Genomic DNA, 25,040 nt, shown 5'->3' on the forward strand with positions numbered 1-25,040 from the left:
AGCGGAGTTTATTTGCCAGTTTGCAGCAATCCCAAAATCATTCTGAAACACTCCAAAAGCCGCAGTGTTGTTAGCCCCGAGGAACGCATTGTTGATCGCCGGCCGCATGGACATACGATCATAAATGGTAATATAAACAGGTCCGGCTTTGATATCGAAAGCCAATGTGCTTCCAGGAAGCAGATTCAGCATGGTGCCACCGCTGCCGTAGGCGGCAAATTCGGGGTGGTCAAAATAATGGTCCACCCCAACACCCGCAGTGAAACTCAAGACATTGTTCTGAGTCACGCGATAATTGGCGCTCACATTGAGCAGCGTGCTGCTAATGAAATCAGAAACAGCAATCGGAGCCCTTTGAACATTGCTATTGTATTCAAATCCTTGATAAAGTCCCAAACCAATATTCACAGGACCTAATTTCATGTTGCGCTTGCCCGAAAGGAAAGGATCCGAAGTGTAAGTTGGAGCAAAGTAACTCAGCCCTTGGGAATATTGTCCGGAATAACTGGTGTAATCCCCGACCGCACGAGCCGCAAAGGCGGAGCTGCCGCTTCTAACGGATGGCTGCGAAATCTCCCGGTCGGAACGCAAAAGCTGCTGAAGGCTTTGGAAGCCCTCCTGATCTTCCTGGCTGACATAGGCACCCTTCTCATAATCATACACAACATCCCCACTTCGGGCGGCTTGGGCATTCTTCTTCAATTGCCCCGTTCGATTACGGAAGTCATTGAAAAAGTTGCTTGTCTGAGATGGTGAGACTCCAAACTGAGCATTTGCAACTGAAGTCATCAGAGCGACAGCAATAAAGGCGCTCGCTTGCCAAAATGAAAGCAACCGAGCGCAATGGGAGAAATTGATCAGCATGGTGGGAGAATGATGGATCGGGATTTAAATGGTCATAAAAGCAATTTCACGGTCTTTTGTCCATACCAAATTTTTTTCCTTTTCGTCACATTCATATGTTCATTTTCAAGTATTTGAGAATCACATCCTTAGTAAAAAAGATTTGGAGGCAAGAATGTCCAGCACCTCTTGTTTAGCAGTCGAATTCGGTAATTCAGTTTTTGCAAGAACGCCAAACAAGCACTTAATCAGTCGACTGTTTCCAGAGTCCCCTCTCACAAATTTCCTTCATCCGAGAAAACGTACACGCGCTTCCAACATAACTCTTTTATCCTCATGCATTTAGACCCATTGATAGCCACCTCCCCTGCCCGCATCAGCATTCCCAAATACGCCATGGCGCTAGCCCATGTGGCCAGCCTCCGGTCCGAGGACCCGTTTCGCAAAGTTGGGGCTGTGGCGATTGACTTCGACAACCGCGTCATCGGAACGGCCTACAACGGCCTCGCCCCTGGGTACAATGCCGACCCGGAATTCTGGGCGGATCGCGATGCGCGACGAAAATACATGCTTCACGCCGAGGTGAACCTGTGCAGCCTCTTTACCCGTGGAAACGTCAAACTCGTCGCGTGCACCACAAAACCGTGCACCAGCTGCATGCAGATGCTCTGCGCCTACGGCGTGAAGGAGGTTTATTTCCGCGACGACTACCCGGAGTCAGAGGCCGACGCCATTGCCGCTCGCTACGACATTCCGCTTATTCAGCTCGCCGACTACCCGCACGTCCTTTCGGAGCCGCAGTGATCAGAGCGCCCTCACCACGCCCTGCGCGTGAGATTCCAGCGCGGCGGCGAAAATCTCCTGCGTGGCGATGGCCTCCGCAACTGTGGCACAGCCGAAGCGACCATTCAGCAGACCCTCCCGCTCCATCAGGAACGCCGCCCACATCTGCTGGATCATGTCCGGGAAGCCAGGCTCGAAAATTCCGCCTGTCACTGCCTTGAAGGGCATGCCGAAGCCGAGGTCCGTCTTCTTCCAGAACTGCTCCTTGCTGTTCTCGAAGAGCCAGAGCGTTTTGGGCTCCTTCGTGCTGTAGCGTACGCCCCCCTCCGTGCCGAGCACCTCGATGAACCATGTGTTCGTCTCGCCGGGGGCTAGTCGCTTCATTTCCAGGCGCAACGGCACCTCGTTAGCTCCGATCTCCGTCCAGCAGTGCAGCAAGGCGTTGTCCCAGGTGTCACAGGCCGCCATGCGGCCCTTCCCGTCCGGGCGCTGCGGAAAACCTTTCTGCAATTGCGCGAACACACGCCGCGGCCTCCAGCCCAAACGAAGCGGGATGTGGCATGCATGCATGCCCAGATCTCCCAGGACACCGATCTCCCCGCAAGTCGCCGACTTGCGCTTCCAGTTCGCAGGTTTCGTCGCATCCAAGTCACTGCTGTGATGAAAACCCGATACCACCTCCAGAACACGTCCAAGCTTGCCACTGGTCGCCGCTTGCATGACGCGCTGCGCACCCGGCAGGAAGGGAAATTCCGAGCTGCACCGCACGAAACGCCCCGAAGACTCCGCCGCCGCCGCAATACGACGCGCTGAACCGAGATCGACGCCAAAGGGCTTCTCCGCGAACAAATCCTTTCCGGCCGCGAGCACATCGCAGTAAATCTTTTCGTGAAGGTTGTGCGGCACCGCCACATACACCACCTCCACCGACGGATTCGCCAGCAGTTCGTGGTAGTCCGCCGTGATTTGCACGCAGGAAGGGATGCGCCGGAACCAGTTCCGCACATCCTCCACGAGGTCGGCCACCGCCACCAGCTCTGGCTGTACCTCCACGTCCATCAGGGCGCACCAGCGTGCGAACGCGCTCGCCATTTCCCGGCCCATGAGGCCGCCGCCGATGATGCCGATGCCGACTTTTTTCATGATCCTCTTCTTACGTTCGAAAATTCACAGTCCTGCGGTCGCGTTGCGCACAGCCAGCTCATGCCGCGCCAGCTCCAGGTCGGCGTCCACCATGATCTTGACCAGTTCCTTGAACTTCACCTTCGGCTCCCAGCCCAGCTTCTTCCGCGCCTTCGCCGGGTCACCGATGAGCAGGTCCACCTCCGCCGGGCGCTCGTAGCGGGCGTCGTACTTCACATGCTTCTCCCAGTCCAGGCCCAGCAGGCCGAAGGTCTCCTGCACGAACTCTTTCACACTGTGCGTCTCGTTCGTCGCGATCACGTAGTCATCCGGCTCGTCCTGCTGGAGCATCATCCACATCATCTCCACATAGTCCTTCGCGTAGCCCCAGTCGCGCTTCGCGTCCATGTTGCCGAGGAAAAGCTGCTCCTGCAGGCCCATCTTGATGCGCGTAGCCGCACGCGTGATCTTGCGTGTCACGAAGGTCTCCCCGCGCCGCGGGCTCTCGTGGTTGAAAAGGATCCCGCTGCTCGCGTGCAGCCCGTAGCTCTCCCGGTAGTTCACCGTCAGCCAGTGGCCGTAAACTTTTGCGCAGGCATACGGCGAGCGCGGCCAGAACGGCGTCGTCTCGATCTGCGGCACCGCCTGCACCTTTCCGAACATCTCCGACGAGCTTGCCTGATAGAATCGCACCCTTCCCACCAGCCCCGTCTCGCGGATTGCCTCCAGAATGCGCTGCGTTCCCAGACCCACGATGTCCCCAGTGCTCTCCGGCACGTCGAAGGAAACCCGCACATGGCTCTGCGCCCCGAGATTGTACACCTCGTCCGGCTTCAAGTCGTAGAGCAGTTTCACCAGCGCCACCGAGTCCATCAGATCCCCGTAATGCAGGTGCAGCCGGTCCGCCGGCAGATGCGACTCCGGCCGGAACAAATGCTCCAACCGCCCCGTGTTGAAGGACGACGCGCGACGGATGATCCCATGCACTTCATAGCCTTTTTCGAGCAGCAATTCGGTGAGGTAAGATCCGTCTTGGCCGGTGATGCCGGTGATGAGTGCTTTCTTCATGGTCAAAAAATCGAGCGCGGATGAGACAGTACCACCCCTGCTTCCGCAAGGGGAAAAGCAGGAACATATCAGTTGCGCCCCGCCCTGCTTCCCTTATTCTCCGCCCCCTCCGAAACCCGCCCCGTATCTTCCCATGAGAGCCGACCTCGTCGAACAAGCCGCGCAAATCGTCAAAGACCCGCCCATCCTCATCAACATGGTCTCCAAGCGCGTCCGCCAGATCGCCCAAGGCCGTCCCCCGCTCGTTGAGCGCCGCCCCGGACTGCGTGAGGCCGACCTCGCCCTGCTCGAGATCATCCAAGGCAAGATCACCGTGCAAAACATCGACGGCAACTGATCCATCCGGCCGCACAGGCCTCCGATCCCTTTCTGGCTCCATGTGTCCACGGTCACATGGAGCTTCTTTTTTTGCGGCGCTCAGCATCCCCTTTTTGCTCTTTTCTCTTTTTCAGCCATCCCTGATCGTTGATCCCTCATCCCTCTCGTGAACCGCGACCCGAAAACAGCGACTCCCACCATCGAGATCGCCACCAACCGCAAAGCTCCCCGCGACTACCACATCCTCGAAACCTACGAGGCCGGCATCGAGCTCCGCGGCACCGAGGTCAAATCCATCCGCCTCGGCAAGCTCAACATCTCCGACGCCTTCGCCCGTGTCGAACGCGGCCAGGTCTGGCTCTACGGCTGCGACATCCAGCAGTATGAAAAGGCCAGCCACGAGACCCACGAGCCACGCCGCTCCCGCCGCCTGCTCCTGCACAAAAACGAGATCATGAAGCTCCTCGCCGCCACGCAGCAGAAGGGGCTCGCCCTGCCGGTGCTGCGCGCCTACTGGAAAGGCCCCCGCATCAAGCTCCAGATCGGCGTCGGCAAAGGCAAAAACAAAGGCGACCAGCGCCAGGACCTCAAGGAAAAGGCCGAAAACCGCGAGGCCGCCCGTGTCGTCGCGAGCTTTAACGACAAAAACCGTCGCTGAGCCGGGCCGCCATCAGCGGCTGCGTTTGGTCACGGACATTCTCACCGCTCCACCTCCGCCGCGCCCGCTGCCGCTTCACGTGCGTCCGCCGCCACGGCCAGGGCCTTCACCTGCCGCAGGTCCGTCTTCCCGGTGCCCAGCACGGGCAGCGACTCCACCTTCACAAACTGGTCGCGTTTCGGCTTCCACAGATTTGGCAGATCGGCCTTCGCGAGCGCTTCTAGCACGCCCTCGAGGGCCGCTTCACCCAAGACATGCAGCACCATCAGCTTCTCACCCTTCTTCTCATCGGGCAGGCTGGTCACCGCGAAAGCCTGCGTCGGCATTTGCGCGATCTCCTGCAGTTGCTCCTCGACCTTGATGTGCGGCACCATCTCGCCGCCGATCTTGCTGAATCGGCTCAGCCGGTCCGTGATCGTGATAAAGCCGTCTTCGTCCACCGCGGCAATGTCCCCCGTGCAATACCAGCCGTCCTTCAGCACCTCCGCGGTCTTGGCCGCGTTGTTCAGGTAGCCGCGCATGATGTTCGGCCCCTTCAGCAGCATCAGCCCGGATTCTCCCGTCGGACGCTCGACCCCGGTTTCCGGATCGACGATCCGCACGCTCACGCCGGGCAGCGGATGACCGATCGTGCCCCGCTTGCCTCCCACCTGCCGGAAGCCAGCCGCGCGGAAGTCCTCGCGGTTCACGCTCACCGCCGGCGCGCACTCGGTGCAGCCGTAGGCTTCCATCGGACGGAAGCCAAACCGCTCCGCAAAGGCCGCCGCCAGTCTTTCCGGCAGCTTCTCCGCGCCCACCATCGCAAAACGCACGCTGCCGAACTGCTCCGGCTGGCAGCCGCGCATGTAGAGCTGGAGGAACGTCGGCGTGGCCAGCAGGAAGGTGATCTCGTGTTCCAGCACCAGCTCTCCCACCACCTTCGAGTCGGTCGGGTTGAAATGATACGCCACTCCCAGCCCCAGCACCGCCGACGCGCCCAGCGTGCCGGTGAAGCCGAACGAATGAAAAAACGGCAGGATGCCCAGCACACGATCATCGCCGGCAAAGTCGAACACCTGCCCGATCTGCTCCACGTTCGAGACGACGTTGTAGTGCGAAAGCATCACGCCCTTGGGCTCTCCCGTGCTGCCGCTGGAGAAAATCACCGTCGCCAGATCATCGATCTCACGCTTGCGGCGGCTGCCCAGCACCCGTTCGATCAGCGCCACGGGAAAGAGCAGCGCCATCGCCAGTGCCACCATCTTCTCGCCCATGCCGGGCTTCGCCGCCACGTCCTCCAGCAGCACCGTCTCCACCGGCAGCTTCAAATTCAGCCGCGAGAGGAATTTCTGCGAGGTCAGCACCGTGCGCACATCGCTCTGGCGGACGCATGAGGCGAGCGCCTCCTCCGGCAGCGTGTAGTTCAGATTCACCGGCACCTTGCCCATCAGCAGCGCGGCGTAGTTGGCGAGCGCTCCGGGGACTGACGGCGGCAGCAGCAGCCCCACCGTCTCCTGCCCCTTCCAGACCGTTTTGAGCCTTCGCCCCAGAAAAAGCGTCCGCGTCAGCGCCGTGAAAAAGCGCAGGCGCGGCGAACTCGCATCCGCCATCGCAAAACGCAGCGGATGACGCCGCGCCGTGCGCACAAAAGCACGATGCAGCGTGGGCAGATGGTCTTTGCGGAACTCCCAGGCGGCCGCGCCCAGCTCCGCCACCGCCCGGCGCACCTTCTGCGGCTCCGTGCTCGCCGGCAGCGCCGCTCCGAAACTCACCGTCACCGGATAAGGCAGCGTGCGCGGCAGCTTGGTGTGAAAACGGCCCTTCTCGAAGCTGAAGATGCTTCCCCACACCTGATCCAGGTTCACAGGAATGATCGGCGCCTCCACGCCATCCATGATCCGGCTCATCCCGCGCCGGAAAGGCAGCATCTGGCCGATGCGCGAGATCTGCCCCTCCGCGAAGATGCACACCACATGCCCCTCCTGGATCCACCTCGACGCCGTCTTCAACGACTGCAGCATCTCCTTCGGCCTTGATTCGGGGCTGATCGGCAGCGTGTTCAGCACTCGCGCCAGCGGCCGCACCCACCATTTCTCGTGAATGCCCTTGTAAAGCATGAACCGGATGCGCCGCCTCGTGGACACCATCAAAAAGCAAGCGTCCATGAAAGACAGATGATTGCACACCAGCAGCGCGCCGCCATGCCGCGGCACATGCTCCTCTCCGACAACGCGGACGCGGTAGAACACGCGGACAAACAGCCGCACGAAGGCGCGGAGCAAAAATTCCGCCACGAGGGAGCACGAGGAAGGCTTGGGATTCATGCAGTAATGCTCCCACCACCATCTCCAAGTCACCAATTGATATAACATGACTACTCATTGAGCCGGGCAATCGCGCCTTCATCCCCATCGACGCGGCCGATCACATCATCGCCATTAACGATTCGCCGGTCATTCCAAAGCGCGTGAGGCTCTCTCCGCATCCCCAGCCACCCGCACCTCATCCGCCATGACACTCCGACAAGTCACCCTCCTCGCCCTCATCGGCATCATCACCGCTCTCGCTTGCTCCCTCACGAACTTCGCTGCCAGCATCGCCCGTGGCAGCCTCCACTCCAGTTTCTGGTTCGCCTTGGGCAGCGTGCTACTCCGCGACGGCTCGCTCATCCTCCTCCTTTCCCACCTGTACAGCCGCAGCGCTCCCAAGTCATGAACTCCGAGTCTGAATCCTTCCTTCAGCTCGACGACGAGCCCAAACCCGCCCGCGCCTGCGGGCCGCTCTGGAACATCCTCTCGATCCTCCTGCCTGCGGTCGGCTGGTTTGTCGGCTGGGCGTTTCTGAACGGCCCCTCGGGCCACGGCTTCACTCTCTACAATGGCAGCATGGGCGGCACCGGCCTTCTTCTCGCCGCATTTCTAGTCGTCCTTCCCTCCGCCGTCATCGGATTCCTCTGCACCATCATCGCGATTGTGCGGCAGGAGCGGCTCATTCCCCTCACCGTCCTCGGATTCCTCATCAATTTCCCGCCCCTCATGCTCCTCCTCGCCTTCACCATCTACCTGATCTGACACCCGCACGCCTCATGCCGGAGCAATCTCATCCAATGCGAAAAGGAGGCAGCAGGTGCAGCGACTCAGCAGCCTGACATCCGGCAAAAGACAGCGCCGCGCCCAGCACCACGCTCGCCGCCAGCAGGAAAAGGCACATCAAGACCACGAACCACAGTCCATGGCCGCGCTTCCGCGCCACGCACCGCGCCAGCCAGATCGACGTTCCTGTATGGCAGATGAGTGAGACAGCCAGAAGCCATGGCGCCAGCCACCGGCACCCCAAAACCGACAGTCCATACAAAACCGGCGGCACCACGCAGGCCAGCAACCAACCAAACCACGGCTTGGCTGTGGACGTCACCAGATCAGCCGTGGGCTTCATGTCAGGCACCATGGGATCACCCGCTCCAAACGCAAACCCTGCTTTTTGCCGCCGACGCCACGGCTTGAGTGCCATGTGACATCGATTCCGGCTTTCATCTCCCTCCGCCATCCGCTAATCAGCCTCCACCATGAGCCGCTACGCCAGCAACCAGGATGTCGTCCGTTTCTTCGCCACCCACGGCATCACCGTCACTCATGTCCGGCGCGAAGGCGATCTGCGCCACCTCCGCGTCCACGGCAAGGCACTCACCCTCCCCATGCCCGCCAGCCCCGACGAATGCCTCCGCATCATCCGCGATGCCATCGCCGCCCAGGGCCCCTCATGCGCAGACAGTCCTCAGTGATCTGTCATCCGCATTCGGCAGACGGATGGCCGCCCCCCCCCTATGCGGCCACACGCAGCGGACGCGCTTCACTTTTCGGGGCTTCCCCGAGCAATTCCGCCCCATCCAGCCTCGCCCCGCGCAAATCCGCGCCCACCAGTTGCGACCAGAGCAGCCGGCAGCCGCCCAGATCCGCGTCACGCAGATCCGCGCCCGCGAAACTCGCTCTCCGCAGGTCCATGCCGTGAAAATTGCAGCCCCGCAGACACGCCCCCGCGAGTTTAACCCCGTTGCACCGCGCCCCGCGGAAGTCCGCGCCCTCCGCCCTCGCGCCGCTCGCATCCGCGCCGTCCAGATTCGCCCCGCGCAGATCCGCAAAGCTCAGGTTCGCCCGCGTCAGTTGCGCCAGGCTCAGCTCCGCCCCGCCCAGGTTCGCATCCCGCAGATCCGCGTCCGCCAGGTTCGCCCGCCGCAGCATCCGGCCCGCCAGTTCCGCGCTGCGTAGATCAGGACTCGTCAACTCCTGGTCGAGACGGAACGCATTCCAGGCAAACGGCCCTTCTTCCAGGAGGTCGGCAAACACTTGGCTGATCATGCCGCAAAGTTGCCGGGACGCACCAGCCGCATCAACGCCCGTATTGTAATCTCTTTGTGCCGCGCTTGTCAGACGAATCTCTCGCAAGCACCTCGTCCCCTGTTGCGGCACCTCTCACCAACCCTCGGGATCCTGCGCTCCCGTCGGATCATAAAACAGCGTGCCGTCCGGACGACGGCCCAGGTAACGATATGTGCGCCGCGCATCCGCCGCCGACATCGCCGCCACAAACAACCGGTGCGCGAACGCACCCTCCCTCGGCTTGCGACCCTCCACCACCGCCGCCACCACTGTCGCCACATTGCCCGGCGGCCATGGCACCCGCGCCGCGCTTCCCAGGCTGTAACTCTGCACGATCGCCTGCGCATGGCGCTTGTCCCGCTGGCGCTGCTGCTCCGCCTCCATCCGCAGCACGATCACCGACGTCATCACCCCCAGGATCATGAGCACTGTCACCAGTTCGATCAGGCTGAAGGCAGCGCGGCGGCAGCGGCGGCGTTCATCATCTGGGAGATGGATCATCATGGCGGCAGCAGGAGAAAGTGGCGGACTCCGGAGAAAGCCACCGCTTCCACTGTGAGCCGCATGTAAATTTCACCTCATCCGCGTCAGCGTCTTGTAAGACGTTTGCAAACCTGCTCAAGCCCCGCTGAAAACTCCTCGTTCCGCATCTTCAACTTCTCCCAAACGTCCGCGCCTCCATCCATGCTGCCACCTGGCGCGCATGCAGCACCTCCAGCCGCTCGTTAACAGCCCGCCACCTCACGCCACGTCCTGATACAGATACTTCTGGAAGCCCTTGAAGGCTTGTCCCACATCGTCTCCGAGATCGGCCACGGCATCCTGGATGGAGTCGTGATACTTGAGTTTGAGCAATGGCGCGAGCTTGTCTGGGGCCAGCTCCTCCACACCGACGCTGACGTAGTGCGATAACACGAAGTCGAGGAAGACCTGCTGCTTGCTGTTGAAGTGCGTGCTGATCTCCACCTTCGCCTTGGCGGCACGTTGCTTGCGGGTAAGCGGCGGCAGTGTCCAGGCAACGTAGGCCAGCACGTCGAAAAGGTCGCTGTGGGTGGCGTCGATCACCGTTTGCATCTCGGTGAGCTGGTCTTTGCCGAATCCCTTCTCCGCCAGACCTTCGAGCAGTTTCTTCCGTGTGTCCGGCTGGCTCCAGAGCGTGCGCAGCTCGGCCTCGTCGTGGAAGAACTCGGGCAGCTTGCCATACAGCAGCTCGATGAACTTCTAGGCGCTCATCCAAGCCGCGACACGATCGGCTGGCAAGGGCTCTCCACTTTGAGCCCCACCCCTTCCCCTCCGGTCCGAAAAAAAGGGCTCGATATGGGCAAGTCTGCCAATAGACGAAATCGCCGCAACCCCTGAAAATGCACGCCCCAACCCAGCGCGCGTGCCATGAAGACGAAGTCCTCTTCACCCACGGAACCTGAACCGAACGGCCGGAAGGCCCCCAAGCCGCGGAAGCACCGCCTCCGCGTGCCGGAGGTCAAGGCGGGCGAAGGCATCGTGGGCCTGCTGCCGGAGGAGGAGGCCTTCATCCAGGAGGAGATCGCCCTGCGCACGGAGCTGGGCTGGTCGCAGGCCAAGGTGGCGAAACTGTCCGGCCTGGACCGCGCCACCGTGCAACATTACGAGCACCGCCGGCGCGGTCCCAGCCTACGGGCGGCCATTCTCATCAGCCGCGCCTTTGGCCGGAAACTGGAGGACTACCAGCGGCAGGCGCGGCGCTGGCTGCCGACGCTGCAACTGCTCTTTGGCTCGCTGGTCCTGACCGCCGTCGCGTGAGCGTCAAGGCGACATCTGTCGCGGCGACCCGGCGCGGCGGCGGCTCCAAGATCGCCCCATGAGCGCGACACCTCCGCCCGGCCGGCATCTTCCAGGCTCCCGCCGGAGCTTTCCAGCCTCGCGCCGGAGCTTTCCAGCCCCGCGCCGGAGCTTTCCAGCCCCGAGCCGGACCTTTCCAGCCTCGCGCTGGAGCCTTCCAGCCCCGCGCCGGAGCTTTCCAGCCTCGCGCCGGAGCTTTCCAGCCCCGCGCCGGAGCTTTCCAGTCTCGCGCCGGACCTTTCCAGCCTCGCGCCGGAGCCTTCCGGCCTCGCGCCGGTGCTTTCCAGTCTCGCGCCGCAGCCTTCCGGCCTCGCGCCGGTGCTTTCCGGCCTCGCGCCGGTGCTTTCCAGCGGCTCGTCGGCAGCCGCCGGTGCCGCGCCGGAAAGCCTCTGCCACCCTTTGCCGGAGGTCCGGATGATGCCGCGGTGGAACGACGGCAGCACCTGGAACTCCGGAGCCCTCTGGGGACCGGCAGCCCCGGCCAGTCCCCTCATTCCCAACCCAAAACGCAACAAACGCACCATGAAACGCCAGCCCTACTACCCCAAACTCATGCCCCAGCAGCCCGAGTGGCACCACAACTTTGCCAGCAAGCTGCCCGGCTATGCCACGGCGCTCGGCCTGGACACGGCCGAGGTCAACGCCGCCGTGGCGGACAACCTCCTCCTGGCCTACGCGCTGGGAGACTGGATCACGAATGTGCGGAACTTCGCCCCGTCCTGCACCTCCGCGCTGGAAGACCTGACCGGCGGCAACGGCAGCGAGCCCTTTGCCTTCCCGGCCTACGCCGCCCCGACACCGCCGGCGCTGCCTAGCGGGATCACCGAGGTGGCGCCCGGCGCGCTGGACCGCACCTTCCTGCTGGTGAAGGAGATCAAAGGCAAGAAGGCCTACAATGAGACGATGGGCCTGGACCTCCGGGTGGTCGAGGAGGAGGACGCGGCGGAGCACCCGCGGCCGGAATTCGCCCTGAAGACCGAGGCCGGGGACGGCTGCCACTGCGTGAAGGTGCGCTTCAAGAAATTCGGCCACTACGCCGTGGCGGTTTACAGCAAGCGCGGCAGCGGCGGCTGGGAGCTGCTGGGGATCGACTCCAGCAGCCCCTATGAGGACGACCGCCCGCTGCTGGTGGCCGGCCAGCCGGAAATCCGGGAATACAAGCTGCGCTTCTGGGACGCCGGGGAGGAGAACGGGGACTGGACGGACGTGGCCAGCATCACGGTGAGCCTGTGAGCCGCCCGGTGTTCCACAGGGGTGCGGAAACGCTCCTTCGCCGCAGGTTTTCCCGACCTGCGGCCAGGAGCTCCCCCGCCCCCCGCCCCACCCTCGGCGACCGTGCCAGCACTGCGGCTGGGGCGGCACTTAGCATCGCTCAAGCCGTCACTTCATCGTTACATTCCAGCTTATGAACAACTTGTTCACAACCTCCCGGCAGGACGCCAGGGCTGCCACTCGACAAGTCTGGCGGCCTGATAGAAGACCGCCATGTCTTTTCAGGTCAACCGGCTTCCGCAGATGCTTTTCGGTCTAAACGATGAATCATGCCATTTGCGTGTTTAATTATCCTTAACCGCTTATTCGATTGATTTAAACCTTGGTTATCCAAACTCATTTGACCCGCCAGAATGTAACGCTTCCAAAACACCCTTCCAGGAAGCCTAGTAGAACTCTACTAACTTTAGTAACGTTACATTCAAAGCAATTCACAGCAGACCTGAAACCGCTTTCCGCCGCCCGCCAATGTCCCGCTAGGCTCATTCTTCACCTCAGAGGGTTACCGCCCGTCAGTCGCCAAAACAGGCTCGACGCAGGAGGCGCGAGCCCCGGCCTGCTTGCACTTCCTCACCCGTGAACCGTTACATTGAACCCGTCAACGACGCCTGACTTCTCCACCGTCCGCACCGCCTACCAGCGTCTCCATCCTGGCTGTTCCACAGTCTCAACCCGACGCCCGTTCACTGGGCCTCGGAAGCATTTCATTACGACTTCATCGTTACATTTTAACCCGCCTACATGCTCAAAACGGCCAACTCGAGAAGGGAGCGCGGGCACTCTTGCCCGCTATTGAGGAACCACCAAAGCGGGCAGGCTGCGAAGCCGCGAAGCGAACGCCCGCGCCCCTCTCAACCACTAACCCATATCCCGTAACTCATAACTCGTAACTCATAACCCCCAACCAAGAACCAGGAACGCCCCATCTCCTTCTCTTCTGAAACACCATGTCCTACGACCCCACCCTGCCCCAACCCGGCACCGAAATGGACGCCGACCAGATGCGCGCCCAGTTGAACGGCCTGAAGGCTCTGATCGACGCCGTGAGCGGCGTGACCAGCGCGGTGGTGGACGCCGTGAACACCCTGCCCGCCGGGTCCCCGGCGGCGGTGACGGTGGGCGTGAGCGGGAACGTCCTGCACCTCACTTTTGACCTGCCTCAGGGCGGCGACGGACCGCCGGGAGCCGCGGGCCAGAACGGCAGCGACGGAGCCCCAGGCCAGCCGGGAGCGCCGTTCACGAACTTCATGGTCGATGGCGTGAGCACGCTCAACCCCGGCGACAACGCGACGGTGCAGGCGAACTACGACGGCAGCGCCGTGCGGCTGAGCTTCGGCATCCCGCGCGGCTATCAAGGCGATGCGGGGCCGCCCGGCACCAACGGCATTGACGGCTCCCCCGGACCGCAGGGACCGCCCTTCACGAACTTCGTGGTGGATAACGTCACCCAACTGCCCCCGGGAAGCTGGCCGAACGTGTCGGCCAACTTTGATGGCAACGCGGTGCGGCTGAACTTCGGCATCCCGCAAGGCCCCGAGGGGCCGCAAGGCTCTCCAGGCCCGCAGGGGCCGCCCTTTGCCGGCACGGTCGTCGATGGCGTGACGACGCTCAATCCCTGGGACGCGGCTTATGTGAACACGAGCTTCGACGGCTACAACGTGCGCTTCACCTTCGGCATTCCACGCGGCCAGACCGGCACCGATGGCGGCCCGGGACCGCAAGGCCCGCCCGGCGAGGTGACCCAGATGCAGCTCGACACTGCGATCGGCAACACGAGCCGCAACAGCAACGCGGTGGCGCTCCTTGGCATGACCGTGAGCGATCCACCCGCGCAGTGGGAGGTGCAGCAGATCGCGAACAAGCTCGATGAGCTGATCAACGCGCTGAGGAGGTAGGAGGGCAAGACAAGGAGACCATCAGACAAGGAGATGGGGAGAGCCGACGATTCATCCTTCGCAGATGCTTTCATCCTTCGCAGTAGCCTCCGTTCTCCGTAGCAAGACTGCGAAGGATGAATGCTACGGAGAACGGACCGGAGAATGGATTCATCGGCCTTGCCTGAATGGCGATGAATCATCGCCGCTCCAAAGCGGATGAAGCGCCGCCACTCCAAAGCGGACAAGAGGTTTGACTTCGCTGTCCGCTTCGCCCTCCGGGCTGCCGTTGGCAGTTTGCCTTCGGCTATCTCCACTTTGTTCCGGTTGTCTCGCTCCGCTCGGCCGCGCTCCCCTCATAACCAGTAACCAGTAACCAGTAACCAATAACCATTACCCCCCCTTTCCTCTTTTGGGCCGGCTCATCCCAAGGACAGGACGAGCGCCGCTCGACGCGGTGGTTTTTCTTGCCGGGCTCGGGCGGCGGCCTAGCATCGCCGCTCCCAACCCAGCCGCTCAACCAACCATGACCCACCCCCTGCTGAAACGCACCGGGAGCGGGGCCGCACGGATTTCCGCCGTGATGGCCGCGCTCGTTCTTGCCACCACCTCCGCGCACGCCGCCGACGGTTCCACGATCAACAGCGGGGACACCGCCTGGCTGCTGGTCTCGACGGCGCTGGTGCTCTTCATGATGATCCCCGGCCTGGCGCTGTTCTACGCCGGCTTGGTGCGGGCGAAGAACATCCTCTCCATCCTGATGCAATGCTTCGCGCTGACGGCTGTTTTGAGCCTCGTCTGGCTGGCCTGCGGCTACTCGCTGGCCTTTTCCGACGGCTGCTCGGTCGTCGGACGCTTCGGCAAGGCCTTCCTCAGCGGCGTGACGCCCACCTCGGTGCGGAGCGACTGCCCGACGATCCCGGAGCTGCTGCACTTCGCCTACCAGATGATGTTCTTCCTCATCACGCCGGGCCTGTTCATCGGCGCGTTCGCGGAGCGCATGAAATTCAAGGCCATCCTGGTCTTCAGCATCGTGTGGAGCCTCGTCGTCTATGTCCCTTGTTGCTACGGCATGTGGCACAAGGCGGGCGCGTTCTTCGGTCTCACAGGCGTGATCGACCTCGCGGGCGGCATCGTCGTCCACATCACCGCCGGCGTGGCCGCGCTGGTGGCCTGTGTGATGGTGGGCCCGCGCAAGGGCTTCCCCGGAGCCCAGCTCATGCCGCACAATCTCGCGCTCACGATCACCGGCGCGGGCATGCTGTGGGTCGGCTGGTTCGGCTTCAACGCCGGCAGCCAGCTCGCCGCGAACGGCGCGGCGGCGATGACGCTCGTCGTGACGCACCTCTCCGCATGCGCCGCCTCGGTGGTGTGGATGCTCATTGAGTGGGTCCGCAATGGCAAGCCTAGCGCCCTCGGCATCGCCACCGGTTCCATCGCCGGTTTGGCGGCGATCACGCCCGCCTCCGGCAAGGTGGGACCGATTGGCGCGGTCTGCATCGGCAGCCTTTCCGCCCTGCTCTGCTGGCTGGCCTGCGCGAAGCTGAAGAAGCGCTTCAATTACGATGACTCGCTGGACGTCTTCGGCGTGCATGGCGTGGGCGGCTTTGTCGGCACGATCCTCGTCGCGGTCTTCGGCTCCACCGCCTTTGCCGGCGGGTTGGGCGACTTCAGCATCGGGAAGCAGCTCGTGACTCAGATGCTGGCCTCCGTTTACACCATCCTGCTCTCCGGCATCGCCAGCATCGTCATCCTGAAGGTGATCGACCGCACCATCGGCCTGCGCGTGAGCCCCGAGGAGGAAAACCAAGGCCTCGACCTCGCCGAGCACGGCGAGGCGGCCTACAACGACTGATCCCGCATCGCATTCATGGCGGAGACGATCCAGCGGGTCGTCTCCGCTTTTTTTGGCTCACGGTTTCAGCCAGTACTCGAAGAAGCGGTAGATCTGCTCGTTCGATTCCTCGTTGGGATCGTGCTTCTCGCGGTTCGTCATCGCCACGCGGCTTTTAGCGCCGAGCAGATCGTTCACGGCGATGGTGTGATTCAGCACGGTCCAGCGTTTCGGCGGGTCCTCCGCGCCGCCGGAGACGAGAAACGGCCGCGGGGCCATCAGCGCGTGCAGTTCCTGCAGGTTGTGGCCTTTTTCGATGAGCGTCTTGTATGCACCCGTGCGCGGACTTTCGGCACTGACGAGGCCCGGTTTGCGTGTGAGTGCCGGATCGAGGCCGAGATACCAAGGCTCCTGGTAGTTGATGCTGCCGCGGGTCTCATCAAAGACGATGCCCGGATCACTCCACGCCGCGCAGGCATACTTTTCCCACAAACAGGAGCCGAACAGCGACCACTTCCCGCCATACGAGTGCCCCACGATGCCGATGCGGGCCGCATCCACCTCCGGCAGCCCGGCGAGCGCATTCCACATGTTCGCGCAAATGTAGCCGAGATACGAGAGCGGCTGGCATTTCGCCTCCGCGCTCAAAACAGGCTTCCGCGCATCACCGCCGGGCGATCCGATGCTCAGCGTCACGAATCCACGCCGCGCTAGCTGCCACGCGAAGTCACGCAGCGGCTTCTCGCTCAGGCCGGCGCTCGTTTCAGGATCGTAGTAAGGCACGAACACCGCGGGGCGCTTCCCTTCCGCCGCAGGCAGCAGCAGGTAGCCCTCGCCCGTCTGTCCCGGCGCGATCTCGACGCGCACCTTCCGCTGCGTCACACCGCCGTCACGTTTCGTCGTCTCCAGCACCTCGATCCCCGGCTTCTCGATCACCGCAGGCCAGGCGCCCATGATCGCATGCCAGTCCGCCAGGATTTCCGCGCGGCGCTTCTGCCAATCCTCCGCGTTCGTCACCTTGCGACCATCATTGAACACCAGCGGTGACTTCCCCGGTGAAAACTGCCCGGCAAACTCGGCGGGCACCTGCGTGAAGGGCAGGTCGGCGGCGGCATGCAGCGTCAAAGCGGCGGCGAGGAGGAAAGAGAAGCGGACATTCATGAGGTTGGAACCCTCATCAACGCTGATTAACGGAGGTTCCATTCTCGCGAACATGCCCATGGAACACAACCTCGTTTGCATACGGAACGATGACTCTCCGTGCGTCCAGAAATGGTCAGGTTACCTTCGCCGCCGCAGGAACAAAATCATCACCCCGGCCAGGCAGAGCAGGATTCTCGAAGGCTCGGGAGCGACGGAGGCCTGGATGGAAAACTTGAGAGCCTGGTTGGGCTGGGAGATCCAGGGATTGAGAGGGGCCCCGGCCGACGTGAGGATTTGGCTGCCTATCGTCCATCCGGACGGACTGACGAAGCTCGTGTCCGTCGTCGTGTCCACGAAGTAATTGGAAAGCGTCGAGCTGCCGTTGATGAAGCCGAGCACCAGCCAGTAGGTCGTGCCAGCCGCCAGCGTCTGCGGCACAAAAGGAGTGTATTGGTAAACACCCGCCGTCGTCGGCGACTGCTCGCCCGTCAGGCCAAAGCCGGAGAGAATGTTGGGGGCGTTTGCAAAGTCCTCCCGGATGGCCACCGGGAATTCGGTGCCGCTGCCGCCACCAGCCATGGACAACGTCAGGCTTTCCAGGTTCACAGCCTCAGTTCCGGTGGTGAACGCCATCGCGGCCTGCGTGTTGCCGGTGAACAGGAAAGGAGTGGTTGAAATCACATAGCTTCCCACCTGGAGGGGCGTCGCGCTGGTGTTCGTCCCATTTCCCAACACCGTGGCCCCCTGCATGGTGGCCGCACCGCAGAGCACCATCAGGAACAGGATCAGTCTCGAAAGAGCACATGTCATAAATGAGCTTTTTTAACACGCCGTCTGCTTCGAAGGCAAAACCATTCAACCAAGCGTGGGCATCTTTAAGAGCTGCCTCAAGAATACGATGCCTCGGCTTGATCTCAGACGGCCTGGGAATGCCTCGGGCCTTTTCTCACCGTGGACTGAATTCTCCCTCCCGAAGATGCTCCCGCAGCACGCGGACGACCTCCTGCACGACCTCGGGCTTATCGACGCAGCCGTGCCAGGCCTGGATGATCTTTTCGGACTCGGCGCTGTCGAGGTGGGAGCTCCAGTAGGGCACGACGCCGTCGGATTCGCGCAGCATGCCGCCGTTGCCCAGGCGACCGATGATGGAGTGGTGCTCGACGGGAATGGGAACGCTGTTGAGCCCCTGGTAATACGGATGCTTCTCAGAGAGCATGCCGAGACTGAGGAAGCTATAAACGCCCCAATCGCGGATCTGCGGGGAGAGCGCGTCGGTGTTCCCGCTGAGCAACTGCTCCGTCATGAGCAGCGTGTCGAACGGCAGGCGGATGAGCGAGGAGAGGCGGCGGATGATGTTCTTGCTGGCGATGTTGCTCCCGCGATGCGGGGTGGTGATGAAGACGAGGCGGTCCACGCCGGGATCAGGCTTGAACTTGAGCGTGCTGACGAGGCGCTGACGCACGGCATCGGAGACATTCAACTGCTCCGGCGACTTCGTGAACATGGCGTTCCAGAGCTTGTCACCGGGGTCGATGGTCTGCATGCGGCTGAGCAGGCCGCCCATGCTGTGGCCGACGAGCACCATGCGGCGCATGCCGGGGTCGTCGTGCTCGGGATCGAAGTGCTCGCGTGCCTGCCGCAGTGACTCGCGCAGACGGGCGGAGGTCTGCGGCACGTCCATGGCGGTGGGATACAGGAAATACCACGGCTGGTAAGCGGCGCGCAGCTCGGGATCGGAGCTGATGGCGTTCACCACGTTCAGCCAGATGTGCGGATCGGAGAGCAAACCATGAACAAAGACGACGGGGATGCGCCGCGGATCATAAACATCCATGCGGTAGAGCTGGCAGTCGCTGAGCGCACGCTCGGGGAAGAACATGCCGAGCCATCTGAAGAAGCTCAGCGACTTTTTCGAGAGCGCGAGCTGCTTGGAAGCGGTGAAGTTCGCGGCGAGCAGTCGCTCGTCTCCGCCCAGCTTCACGGTTTCGACATTGAGTGCGTTGTGCAGGTGCAGTCGGCAGCGGCGGGGCTCGTCGGGGCCGCGCGGCGCTTCACCCATCTCCAAAATCGCGGTGAGGGTGAGATTGCCGCCGTTCGGCGGAAGGAAGGGCAGCTCCTGCCGCGCCTCGCTGGTGCGGCGGATGTGGCCGACGACGGGAATGCCCACGCCGGGCCGCTGGGCGAGCGTGTCGGCGACACGCGGCTTCACCCGCGAGGGAAGGATGATCTCGTCGATGCGCGCGGGCGTCACCTCGCGACGCGGATCGGAGCTCGTGTCGAAGTCGATCTGAAACGATTGCGTTTTCGAGGTGAAGACGGTGCCCGGCCGCCAGTAGCGCGGGCTTTGATGGTCGTCCCACTCCCGCAGGAAGGCGGCGAGCGCCTGGTCGTAACGATCCTGCGCCTTGCGCCGCTCGCTGATTTTTCCGCGCTGCATGCCGTCCCAGCCGGCGGCCATTTCATCGAGCAAACCGGCAATGTGGCGCTTCTCGCGCTCCGTGAGCACGGTTTCAGTCCGTGCGGACGCGTCGCGTGTGAGCGACCCGCATGAAACGAGGCTGCCGCAGGCCGCGAGAGCCAGCACGCGGATCGCAAGGAAGGCGCGCATCACTTCTTCGCCGGGAGGGGCTTGAGCTTCATGTTGCGGATGGCCGCGGTGGTGTTGAAGGTCGTGAGCGAGAGCGGCAGGTAGCTTTCGATGGGGCCGGGCCGCACGCCGATCTTCTTCTCCTGGATGTCTTCGTCGATGACCTGCTTCTCACCGATCCAGACACTGAGGTTTTCCGGCGTGACACGCAGCTTCACGGCATACCACTTGTCATCCTCGTAGCGCTGGTAGCTGGAGGTGTTGTTCTCGGAGGCATCGAGGCCGTTGATGGAGGAGATGCCGGTGACGCTGCCGCCCCAGCCGCCGCAGACGAGCGTGGCGCAGTGCTTCACATCCCCGACGGGAAAGGTGAGGCCGACGAAGAAATCGACGCCCTGCAGGCGCTTCGCCTCCAGCGTGATCTCGTAGTTCGTCATTGGCAGCGCGGCGGCTTTCTTGTAAACAGCGCCGCTCACGCTCTCGCCCTGATTGATGATCATCACCCCGCCCTCCAGCTCCACCATGCCGCTGCCGCCGACATCCACGCTCTCCCAGTCGTCGAGCGACTTGCCGTTGAAGAGCACGAACTCCTTCGGCGCCTCCGCGGCGGGCTTGGCGTCATCGGCGGCAAAAGCGGCTCCAATGAGCAGCACGGCGGGCAAAAGAAGGCGTTTCATGATTTCGCCGCGCATCCTCCATGACCTCGCCATCAACGTCAAGCTGCTACCCGGCTCCCTTTCGCATGCCTTCTCCTGATCTGAAAACCATCATCATCATGGGCGTCTCCGGCTCCGGAAAATCCGTCGTCGGCCGCCTGCTCGCCGCGAAACTCGATGCCACCTTCGAGGACGGCGACGACTTCCACCCGCCCGCAAACAAAGCGAAGATGTCCGCCGGTACACCGCTCAACGACGACGATCGCTGGCCCTGGTATGCCGTGCTGCGCCAGCGCATCGAGGACATGCGCCATGTCACGCCCATTTACATCCTCGCCTGCTCCGCGCTCAAACCGATCTACCGGGAGAAATTGCGGGCGCATGATGCAGATCAAACGCTGCGCTTCGTGCTGCTCGACGGCAGCCGCGAGTTGATCTCCAGCCGCATGGCAGCGCGCAAAGGCCACTTCATGCCGCTCAGCCTGCTGGAGAGTCAGCTCGCCACGCTGGAGCCGACGCCCGACCTCATTCGTGTGCCCATCGACGGCACGCCGCAGGAAATCGTGGCCGACATTGTGCAGAAACTCGCATGAGCAAAGCCGTCCAGCGCCTCTTCTGGGGATGGGACGCGCCGGTCCTGGAGAAGGCCGTGGACTTTCTCTGCCGCGGATGGGATCAAGCCCGCGCGCTCGACCTCGGCAACACGCTCATCCTCGTGCCGAACGGCGAAGCCGGCCGCCGGCTGCGTGAAGCGCTCGCGGAAGTGACCGACAAGGCCGGCACCGCCGCCAGCGTGCCGCACCTCTGGCTGCCGGAGCAGGCGCTGCTGCCGCAAAGCCGCCGTTTCGAGGCCGCGACGCCGCTGCAATCGCAAATGGCCTGGCAGCGCGCGCTGGAACGCGTCGCGCTCGAAAAACTCGACGCCCTCTTCCCCAAACTACCCGCCGAGCGCGGCTGGGGATGGCATGCGGAGACGGCGCGCATGCTGGCGGATTTGAAAATGCTGCTCGGCACCGGCGGCCTGACCTTCGCCGACACGACTGCCATGCCCGCCGTCCAGCGTGACGCGGCACGCTGGCGTGATCTGGCCGTGATCGAACGCGCTTACTTTAACGAACTCGCCAAGGCGGGTGTCGCTGACGCGCAATCGCTCAAACGCCGCAACGCGACGGCTCCCGCCCTGCCGGAAGGTGTGAAGCGCGTGGTCGTGCTCGCCTCGCCGGATTTACCGCCGCTGCTCGATGACTGGATCACCGCATGCGCGGAGCGCGGCTTGCAGGTCGTCATCGCCATCCACGCGCCTGCATCGCATGAGCACAGCTTTGACCGCTGCGGCCGTCCCCTGCCCTCGCATTGGGGCGAGGATGCCGATTTGAACCTGCCTGTCGGCAACGAGCAAATCCACGTCGCCCGTGATCCCGCCGCCCAGGCCACACAGGCGCTCAATCTCATGCGCGAACTCGTTCCGCAGGGCAAAACAGCCCTCGGCGTGTGCGACAGCGAGGTAGGCGGCCTGCTGCTGGAAAAACTCACGCTCGAAGATGCGCGCAGCTTCGAGCCCGGCGGCATTCCCGTGCAGCGTGAGGGCTTGTGGCATGTGCTCGACTGTTTCCGTGTGCTGCTCGGCGCGGGTTCATGGCGCGCCTTCGCCGCGCTGCTGCGGGTGGCCGAATTCCGCGACGCCCTGATGCCCGAGGGCACGAGTGTGAGCCAGTTGCTCAAGGAGGCCGACGATTTCGCCGCCAGTCATCTGCCCGTCACACTCGCGCATGCCACGGAGCTGCCGCTGGGTGATTTTGAGGCCTTGCAGCCCATCGTGACGGCGACACTCGATCTTCTCGGCTCGCTGCGCCGCCTGCCGCCGTCGAAGGCCGCGCGCGCGCTCATCCTCAAACTTTTCGGCGAGAAGGAATTCCGTCCCGCATCTCCGGAACAGCATGCGCGCGCCGAACTCGTCGCAGAATGGCTGCGCATCACCGAAGAACTCGAAAACGAGGCGAAGCGCTTCGAATTGAAGCCGAAGGCCGAGGACGCCTACACACTCTCGCTCGAATGCCTGTCGCAAAGCCGTCTCGCCGAGCCCCGTGGAGACATCGACCTCGTGCTGCAGGGCTGGCTCGAACTGCTCTGGGAAAAAGCGCCGAATCTCGTCGTCACCGGACTGAACGAGGAAAACGTGCCGGGCATCTTCATCAGCCATCCGTTTTTGCCTGACGCGCTGCGCGAGGCGCTCGGCCTGCCCTGCCAGCAGACACGTTTCGCGCGTGATGCCTTCATCCTCGCCGCGCTCGCGCATCAACGTGAGTCCAAAGGCCGCCTCGAACTGCTCTGCGGCCAGTGGAGCGATGACGGCGATGCCTTGCGGCCCTCGCGGCTGCTTTTCCTGTGCGATGACAAAGCCCTGCCTCAACGTGTGGCACATCTGTTTCCCAAGGAGGACGCGCAGCACGTCGAAGCCGAGCCGCCGCGCACACTCGCATGGCCCTTGCGGCCGGACTGGATCACGCGCCCGCTCGAAACCATCTCGCCTTCGCGCCTGCGCGAGTATCTGGGCTGCCCCTTCCGCTACTACCTCACGCATGCGAAGGGCATGAGCGCCGTCGAAACGCAGAAGCGGGAGCTGGATGCCGCCGAGTTCGGCCAGATCATCCACCACGCCTTCCACCGGCTGTTTCTCGAAAGCGGCATGCGCGACAGCACGCATCCGGCAAAGATCGCGGATTTTCTCGAGGAAGCCGCGCGCGAACACGTGCGCGAACTTTTCGGCCAGCGTCCCGCACCGCTCATCACGCTGCAACTTGAGAGCATCCTGCAACGTCTGCGCCAGGCGGCGAAAATCGAGGCCGTCAGCCGCCAGCAGGGCTGGCAGTGCGTCGAAGCCGAGCTGCAAATCGGCACGAAGGAAGATGCAGCGCCGTTCTTCATCGCCGAGGCGCGCTTGTCCGGCCGCATCGACCGTGTCGAACGCCACGCCGACGGCACGCTGCGCATCGTGGACTTTAAAAGCTCCGACAAGCCGAGGAAGCCGCATGAATCGCACTTCAAAGCCATCACGGCCCGTACCAAGCTCAACGAGGCCGACGCATGGAAGTGCTTCGACCTTCCCGAAGGCAGACGCGGGATGTGGCTGGACCTGCAACTGCCGCTTTACGCCGCCGCCTTGCGCCAGCGCGGCCTGAACGTGAGCCGCGTGGCCTACTTCGCCCTGCCCAAAAGCATCCAGGAGACGGAAATTCTCGAATGGGACGGCTTCGACGACGCGCTGATCGACGCGGCGCTCGATTGCGCCGCCGAGGCGGTGAAACGCATCCGCGCCGGTCAGTTCTGGCCGCCTGCGGATCGCTCCCCCAATGACAGCTTCGATGAAATCCTGCTGCACGACCCTCTGCACAGCGTGGAGGCACCTCTTGCATAACTCCGGCAGCCGTTTATCAGCCACCCGTCATGTCCGACCTCAAACTCCTCATCACTGGCTGCAAAGGCCGCATGGGCCAGGCCATCATCCGCGCCGCCGAATCTCAAAACGTCTCCGTCGCCGCCACGATCGACATGGGCGACGCCCTTTCCCCCGCCCTCGCCAAGGCTGACACCGTCATCGACTTCACCTCGCACCACTTTTGCGATGAACTGCTCGGCGAATGCCTCAAGCAGAAGAAAAGCATGATCATCGGCACCACCGGTCACACGAACGCGCAGCTCGCCGCCATCCGCGAAGCTTCGAAGACGCTGCCCATCGTCTTCGCCTCGAACTACAGCGTCGGTGTGAACACGCTCTTCTGGCTCACCCGCAAGGCCACCGAGCTGCTTGGGCCTGAATTCGATCTCGAAGTCGTCGAAATGCATCACCGCATGAAGAAGGACTCCCCCAGCGGCACCGCACGCACACTGGTCGAGATCCTCGCCGACGTGCGCGGCCTCGAATACGACAAGGACTGCCGCCACGGCCGTTTTGGCGACGTGGGAGCACGCACGCCGAAGGAAATCGGCGTCCACGCCCTGCGCGGCGGCGATGTCGTCGGTGATCACACCGTCATTTTCGCCAATGTCGGTGAACGCGTCGAGCTCACGCACAAGGCCAGCAGCCGTGACACATTCGCCAACGGCTCCGTCCGCGCCGCGAAGTGGCTCGCGGGCAAACCGGCGGGTCTTTACGACATGCAGGACGTGCTGGGCCTGAAATAACCTGCCCTCGCATGCGCTTTGGCATCGCACTCGGCTCGAATCTCGGTGAGCGCGCCGAAAACATCCGGCGTGGCATCGAAATGCTGCTCGCAAGCGTGCCGCATGTGAAGCTGGGCGCCAGCGCGCCTGTGTATGAAACGGAACCGGTGGATTGCGCTCCCGGCACACAGTCATTTTTAAACACCGTCATCGAAATCGAGGCGGATTGCACCCCGCAGGAGCTGCACACGCATCTCAAGGCCGTCGAATCCGCGCTCGGACGCCCGGAGCAGCGCGAACGCAACTCGCCGCGCACGCTCGACCTCGACCTGCTCTACGCGGACGATGTGGTGAGTGATGATCCCGCTTTGATCCTCCCGCATCCGCGCCTTCATCTGCGCCGCTTCGTTCTTCAGCCGCTGGCCGACATCCGGCCTGATCTGCTCCTGCCGGGCCAGACGCAGTCCATCGCCGGATTGCTGGCGCGGCTGCCTGCGTGAAGAAGAAACGGTTACGCGCTTGTCGGGCGGGCAAAGCGATGCTTCTTG

At 62.9% G+C, this 25,040-nt stretch carries 25 protein-coding genes and 1 pseudogene; 14 read left to right on the top strand and 12 right to left on the bottom strand.

Annotation, left to right across the window (positions count from 1 at the left end; translation table 11 throughout):
- A partial coding sequence (locus ACILSE_RS20485) for a hypothetical protein (RefSeq protein ID WP_395719304.1) occupies positions 1 to 864 on the bottom strand: 864 nt, incomplete at its 3' end.
- 315 nt (positions 865 to 1,179) lie between these two features.
- On the opposite strand from ACILSE_RS20485, the gene ACILSE_RS20490 reads away from it, so the two are divergent.
- A complete protein-coding gene (locus tag ACILSE_RS20490) occupies positions 1,180 to 1,647 on the top strand; it encodes a deoxycytidylate deaminase (protein ID WP_395719305.1) in 468 nt (155 codons plus the stop codon).
- Here the strand turns inward: ACILSE_RS20490 and ACILSE_RS20495 are convergent, their stop codons facing one another.
- Both ACILSE_RS20495 and gmd read right to left on the bottom strand, forming a co-directional pair.
- Complete coding sequence (locus ACILSE_RS20495; RefSeq protein WP_395719306.1) at positions 1,648 to 2,769, bottom strand: Gfo/Idh/MocA family protein; 1,122 nt, start codon at positions 2,767 to 2,769, stop codon at positions 1,648 to 1,650.
- Between the two features lie 24 nt (positions 2,770 to 2,793).
- A complete protein-coding gene (gmd, locus tag ACILSE_RS20500; RefSeq protein ID WP_395719307.1) occupies positions 2,794 to 3,816 on the bottom strand; it encodes a GDP-mannose 4,6-dehydratase in 1,023 nt (340 codons plus the stop codon).
- Between the two features lie 133 nt (positions 3,817 to 3,949).
- Here gmd and ACILSE_RS20505 point away from each other — a divergent pair, with 133 nt between their 5' ends.
- Together ACILSE_RS20505 and smpB are read left to right on the top strand one after the other, a co-directional pair.
- Positions 3,950 to 4,153 carry a DNA-directed RNA polymerase subunit omega gene (locus tag ACILSE_RS20505; RefSeq protein ID WP_395719308.1) on the top strand — a complete coding sequence of 68 codons (204 nt, stop codon included), beginning with the start codon at positions 3,950 to 3,952 and terminating at the stop codon, positions 4,151 to 4,153.
- A gap of 147 nt (positions 4,154 to 4,300) precedes the next feature.
- Complete coding sequence (smpB, locus tag ACILSE_RS20510; RefSeq protein WP_395719309.1) at positions 4,301 to 4,792, top strand: SsrA-binding protein SmpB; 492 nt, start codon at positions 4,301 to 4,303, stop codon at positions 4,790 to 4,792.
- Between the two features lie 41 nt (positions 4,793 to 4,833).
- On the opposite strand, the gene ACILSE_RS20515 is transcribed toward smpB, so the two are convergent.
- Complete coding sequence (locus ACILSE_RS20515; RefSeq protein ID WP_395719310.1) at positions 4,834 to 7,095, bottom strand: AMP-binding protein; 2,262 nt, start codon at positions 7,093 to 7,095, stop codon at positions 4,834 to 4,836.
- Positions 7,096 to 7,282: 187 nt separating this feature from the next.
- Between ACILSE_RS20515 and ACILSE_RS20520 the strand changes: the two genes are divergently transcribed.
- A complete protein-coding gene (locus tag ACILSE_RS20520; RefSeq protein ID WP_395719311.1) occupies positions 7,283 to 7,486 on the top strand; it encodes a hypothetical protein in 204 nt (67 codons plus the stop codon).
- On the top strand, positions 7,483 to 7,842 hold the full coding sequence (locus tag ACILSE_RS20525; RefSeq protein WP_395719312.1) for a hypothetical protein: 360 nt from the start codon (positions 7,483 to 7,485) through the stop codon (positions 7,840 to 7,842). Before ACILSE_RS20520 ends, ACILSE_RS20525 begins: the two co-directional genes overlap by 4 nt.
- Before the next feature lie 28 nt (positions 7,843 to 7,870).
- Here the strand turns inward: ACILSE_RS20525 and ACILSE_RS20530 are convergent, their stop codons facing one another.
- Entirely contained in the window at positions 7,871 to 8,206 is a 336-nt protein-coding gene (locus tag ACILSE_RS20530) for a hypothetical protein (RefSeq protein WP_395719313.1), read from the bottom strand.
- 130 nt (positions 8,207 to 8,336) lie between these two features.
- Between ACILSE_RS20530 and ACILSE_RS20535 the strand changes: the two genes are divergently transcribed.
- Positions 8,337 to 8,552: a hypothetical protein gene (locus tag ACILSE_RS20535; protein ID WP_395719314.1), complete on the top strand. Its 216-nt coding sequence runs from the start codon at positions 8,337 to 8,339 to the stop codon at positions 8,550 to 8,552.
- Between the two features lie 40 nt (positions 8,553 to 8,592).
- Here the strand turns inward: ACILSE_RS20535 and ACILSE_RS20540 are convergent, their stop codons facing one another.
- The 3 genes and pseudogenes from ACILSE_RS20540 to ACILSE_RS20550 all read right to left on the bottom strand — a co-directional run.
- The gene (locus tag ACILSE_RS20540) at positions 8,593 to 9,126 is read right to left on the bottom strand and encodes a pentapeptide repeat-containing protein (protein ID WP_395719315.1); all 534 of its coding nucleotides are present in this window, start codon (positions 9,124 to 9,126) and stop codon (positions 8,593 to 8,595) included.
- A 114-nt stretch (positions 9,127 to 9,240) separates the two neighbouring features.
- Positions 9,241 to 9,651 (bottom strand): type II secretion system protein, encoded by a 411-nt coding sequence (locus tag ACILSE_RS20545; RefSeq protein WP_395719316.1) that lies wholly within the window; start codon positions 9,649 to 9,651, stop codon positions 9,241 to 9,243.
- 237 nt (positions 9,652 to 9,888) lie between these two features.
- Positions 9,889 to 10,368: pseudogene (locus ACILSE_RS20550) on the bottom strand (type I restriction-modification enzyme R subunit C-terminal domain-containing protein); the annotation flags it as partial.
- 168 nt (positions 10,369 to 10,536) lie between these two features.
- Between ACILSE_RS20550 and ACILSE_RS20555 the strand changes: the two are divergent.
- From ACILSE_RS20555 to ACILSE_RS20570, 4 genes are all read left to right on the top strand, one after another.
- Entirely contained in the window at positions 10,537 to 10,926 is a 390-nt protein-coding gene (locus ACILSE_RS20555) for a helix-turn-helix transcriptional regulator (RefSeq protein WP_395719317.1), read from the top strand.
- A gap of 315 nt (positions 10,927 to 11,241) precedes the next feature.
- Positions 11,242 to 12,198, top strand: coding sequence for a hypothetical protein (locus ACILSE_RS20560; protein ID WP_395719318.1), 957 nt, complete (start codon positions 11,242 to 11,244; stop codon positions 12,196 to 12,198).
- Between the two features lie 986 nt (positions 12,199 to 13,184).
- Complete coding sequence (locus tag ACILSE_RS20565; RefSeq protein WP_395719319.1) at positions 13,185 to 14,132, top strand: hypothetical protein; 948 nt, start codon at positions 13,185 to 13,187, stop codon at positions 14,130 to 14,132.
- 505 nt (positions 14,133 to 14,637) lie between these two features.
- Positions 14,638 to 15,966, top strand: coding sequence for an ammonium transporter (locus ACILSE_RS20570; protein WP_395719320.1), 1,329 nt, complete (start codon positions 14,638 to 14,640; stop codon positions 15,964 to 15,966).
- A gap of 57 nt (positions 15,967 to 16,023) precedes the next feature.
- Here the strand turns inward: ACILSE_RS20570 and ACILSE_RS20575 are convergent, their stop codons facing one another.
- The 4 genes from ACILSE_RS20575 to ACILSE_RS20590 all read right to left on the bottom strand — a co-directional run bounded on the left by ACILSE_RS20575 (position 16,024) and on the right by ACILSE_RS20590 (position 20,352).
- Complete coding sequence (locus ACILSE_RS20575; RefSeq protein WP_395719321.1) at positions 16,024 to 17,106, bottom strand: alpha/beta hydrolase family protein; 1,083 nt, start codon at positions 17,104 to 17,106, stop codon at positions 16,024 to 16,026.
- 120 nt (positions 17,107 to 17,226) lie between these two features.
- Positions 17,227 to 17,898, bottom strand: a complete 672-nt coding sequence (locus ACILSE_RS20580) for a choice-of-anchor R domain-containing protein (RefSeq protein ID WP_395719322.1) — start codon at positions 17,896 to 17,898, stop codon at positions 17,227 to 17,229.
- A gap of 136 nt (positions 17,899 to 18,034) precedes the next feature.
- The gene (locus ACILSE_RS20585) at positions 18,035 to 19,696 is read right to left on the bottom strand and encodes an esterase/lipase family protein (protein WP_395719323.1); all 1,662 of its coding nucleotides are present in this window, start codon (positions 19,694 to 19,696) and stop codon (positions 18,035 to 18,037) included.
- The gene (locus tag ACILSE_RS20590) at positions 19,696 to 20,352 is read right to left on the bottom strand and encodes a DUF1080 domain-containing protein (RefSeq protein WP_395719324.1); all 657 of its coding nucleotides are present in this window, start codon (positions 20,350 to 20,352) and stop codon (positions 19,696 to 19,698) included. Before ACILSE_RS20590 ends, ACILSE_RS20585 begins: the two co-directional genes overlap by 1 nt.
- Before the next feature lie 65 nt (positions 20,353 to 20,417).
- Here ACILSE_RS20590 and ACILSE_RS20595 point away from each other — a divergent pair, with 65 nt between their 5' ends.
- The 4 genes from ACILSE_RS20595 to folK are packed head-to-tail and all read left to right on the top strand — an operon-like array spanning position 20,418 to position 24,992.
- On the top strand, positions 20,418 to 20,924 hold the full coding sequence (locus ACILSE_RS20595; RefSeq protein ID WP_395719325.1) for a gluconokinase: 507 nt from the start codon (positions 20,418 to 20,420) through the stop codon (positions 20,922 to 20,924).
- Positions 20,921 to 23,746, top strand: a complete 2,826-nt coding sequence (locus ACILSE_RS20600; RefSeq protein ID WP_395719326.1) for a PD-(D/E)XK nuclease family protein — start codon at positions 20,921 to 20,923, stop codon at positions 23,744 to 23,746. The genes ACILSE_RS20595 and ACILSE_RS20600 overlap by 4 nt, the downstream gene beginning before the upstream one ends.
- Before the next feature lie 29 nt (positions 23,747 to 23,775).
- Positions 23,776 to 24,513 (top strand): 4-hydroxy-tetrahydrodipicolinate reductase, encoded by a 738-nt coding sequence (gene dapB / locus ACILSE_RS20605; RefSeq protein WP_395719327.1) that lies wholly within the window; start codon positions 23,776 to 23,778, stop codon positions 24,511 to 24,513.
- Between the two features lie 11 nt (positions 24,514 to 24,524).
- Entirely contained in the window at positions 24,525 to 24,992 is a 468-nt protein-coding gene (gene folK, locus ACILSE_RS20610) for a 2-amino-4-hydroxy-6-hydroxymethyldihydropteridine diphosphokinase (protein ID WP_395719328.1), read from the top strand.
- Positions 24,993 to 25,040: the final 48 nt, after the last annotated feature.

It is taken from the genome of Prosthecobacter sp. (assembly GCF_044236155.1).
Lineage (GTDB): Bacteria > Verrucomicrobiota > Verrucomicrobiia > Verrucomicrobiales > Verrucomicrobiaceae > Prosthecobacter.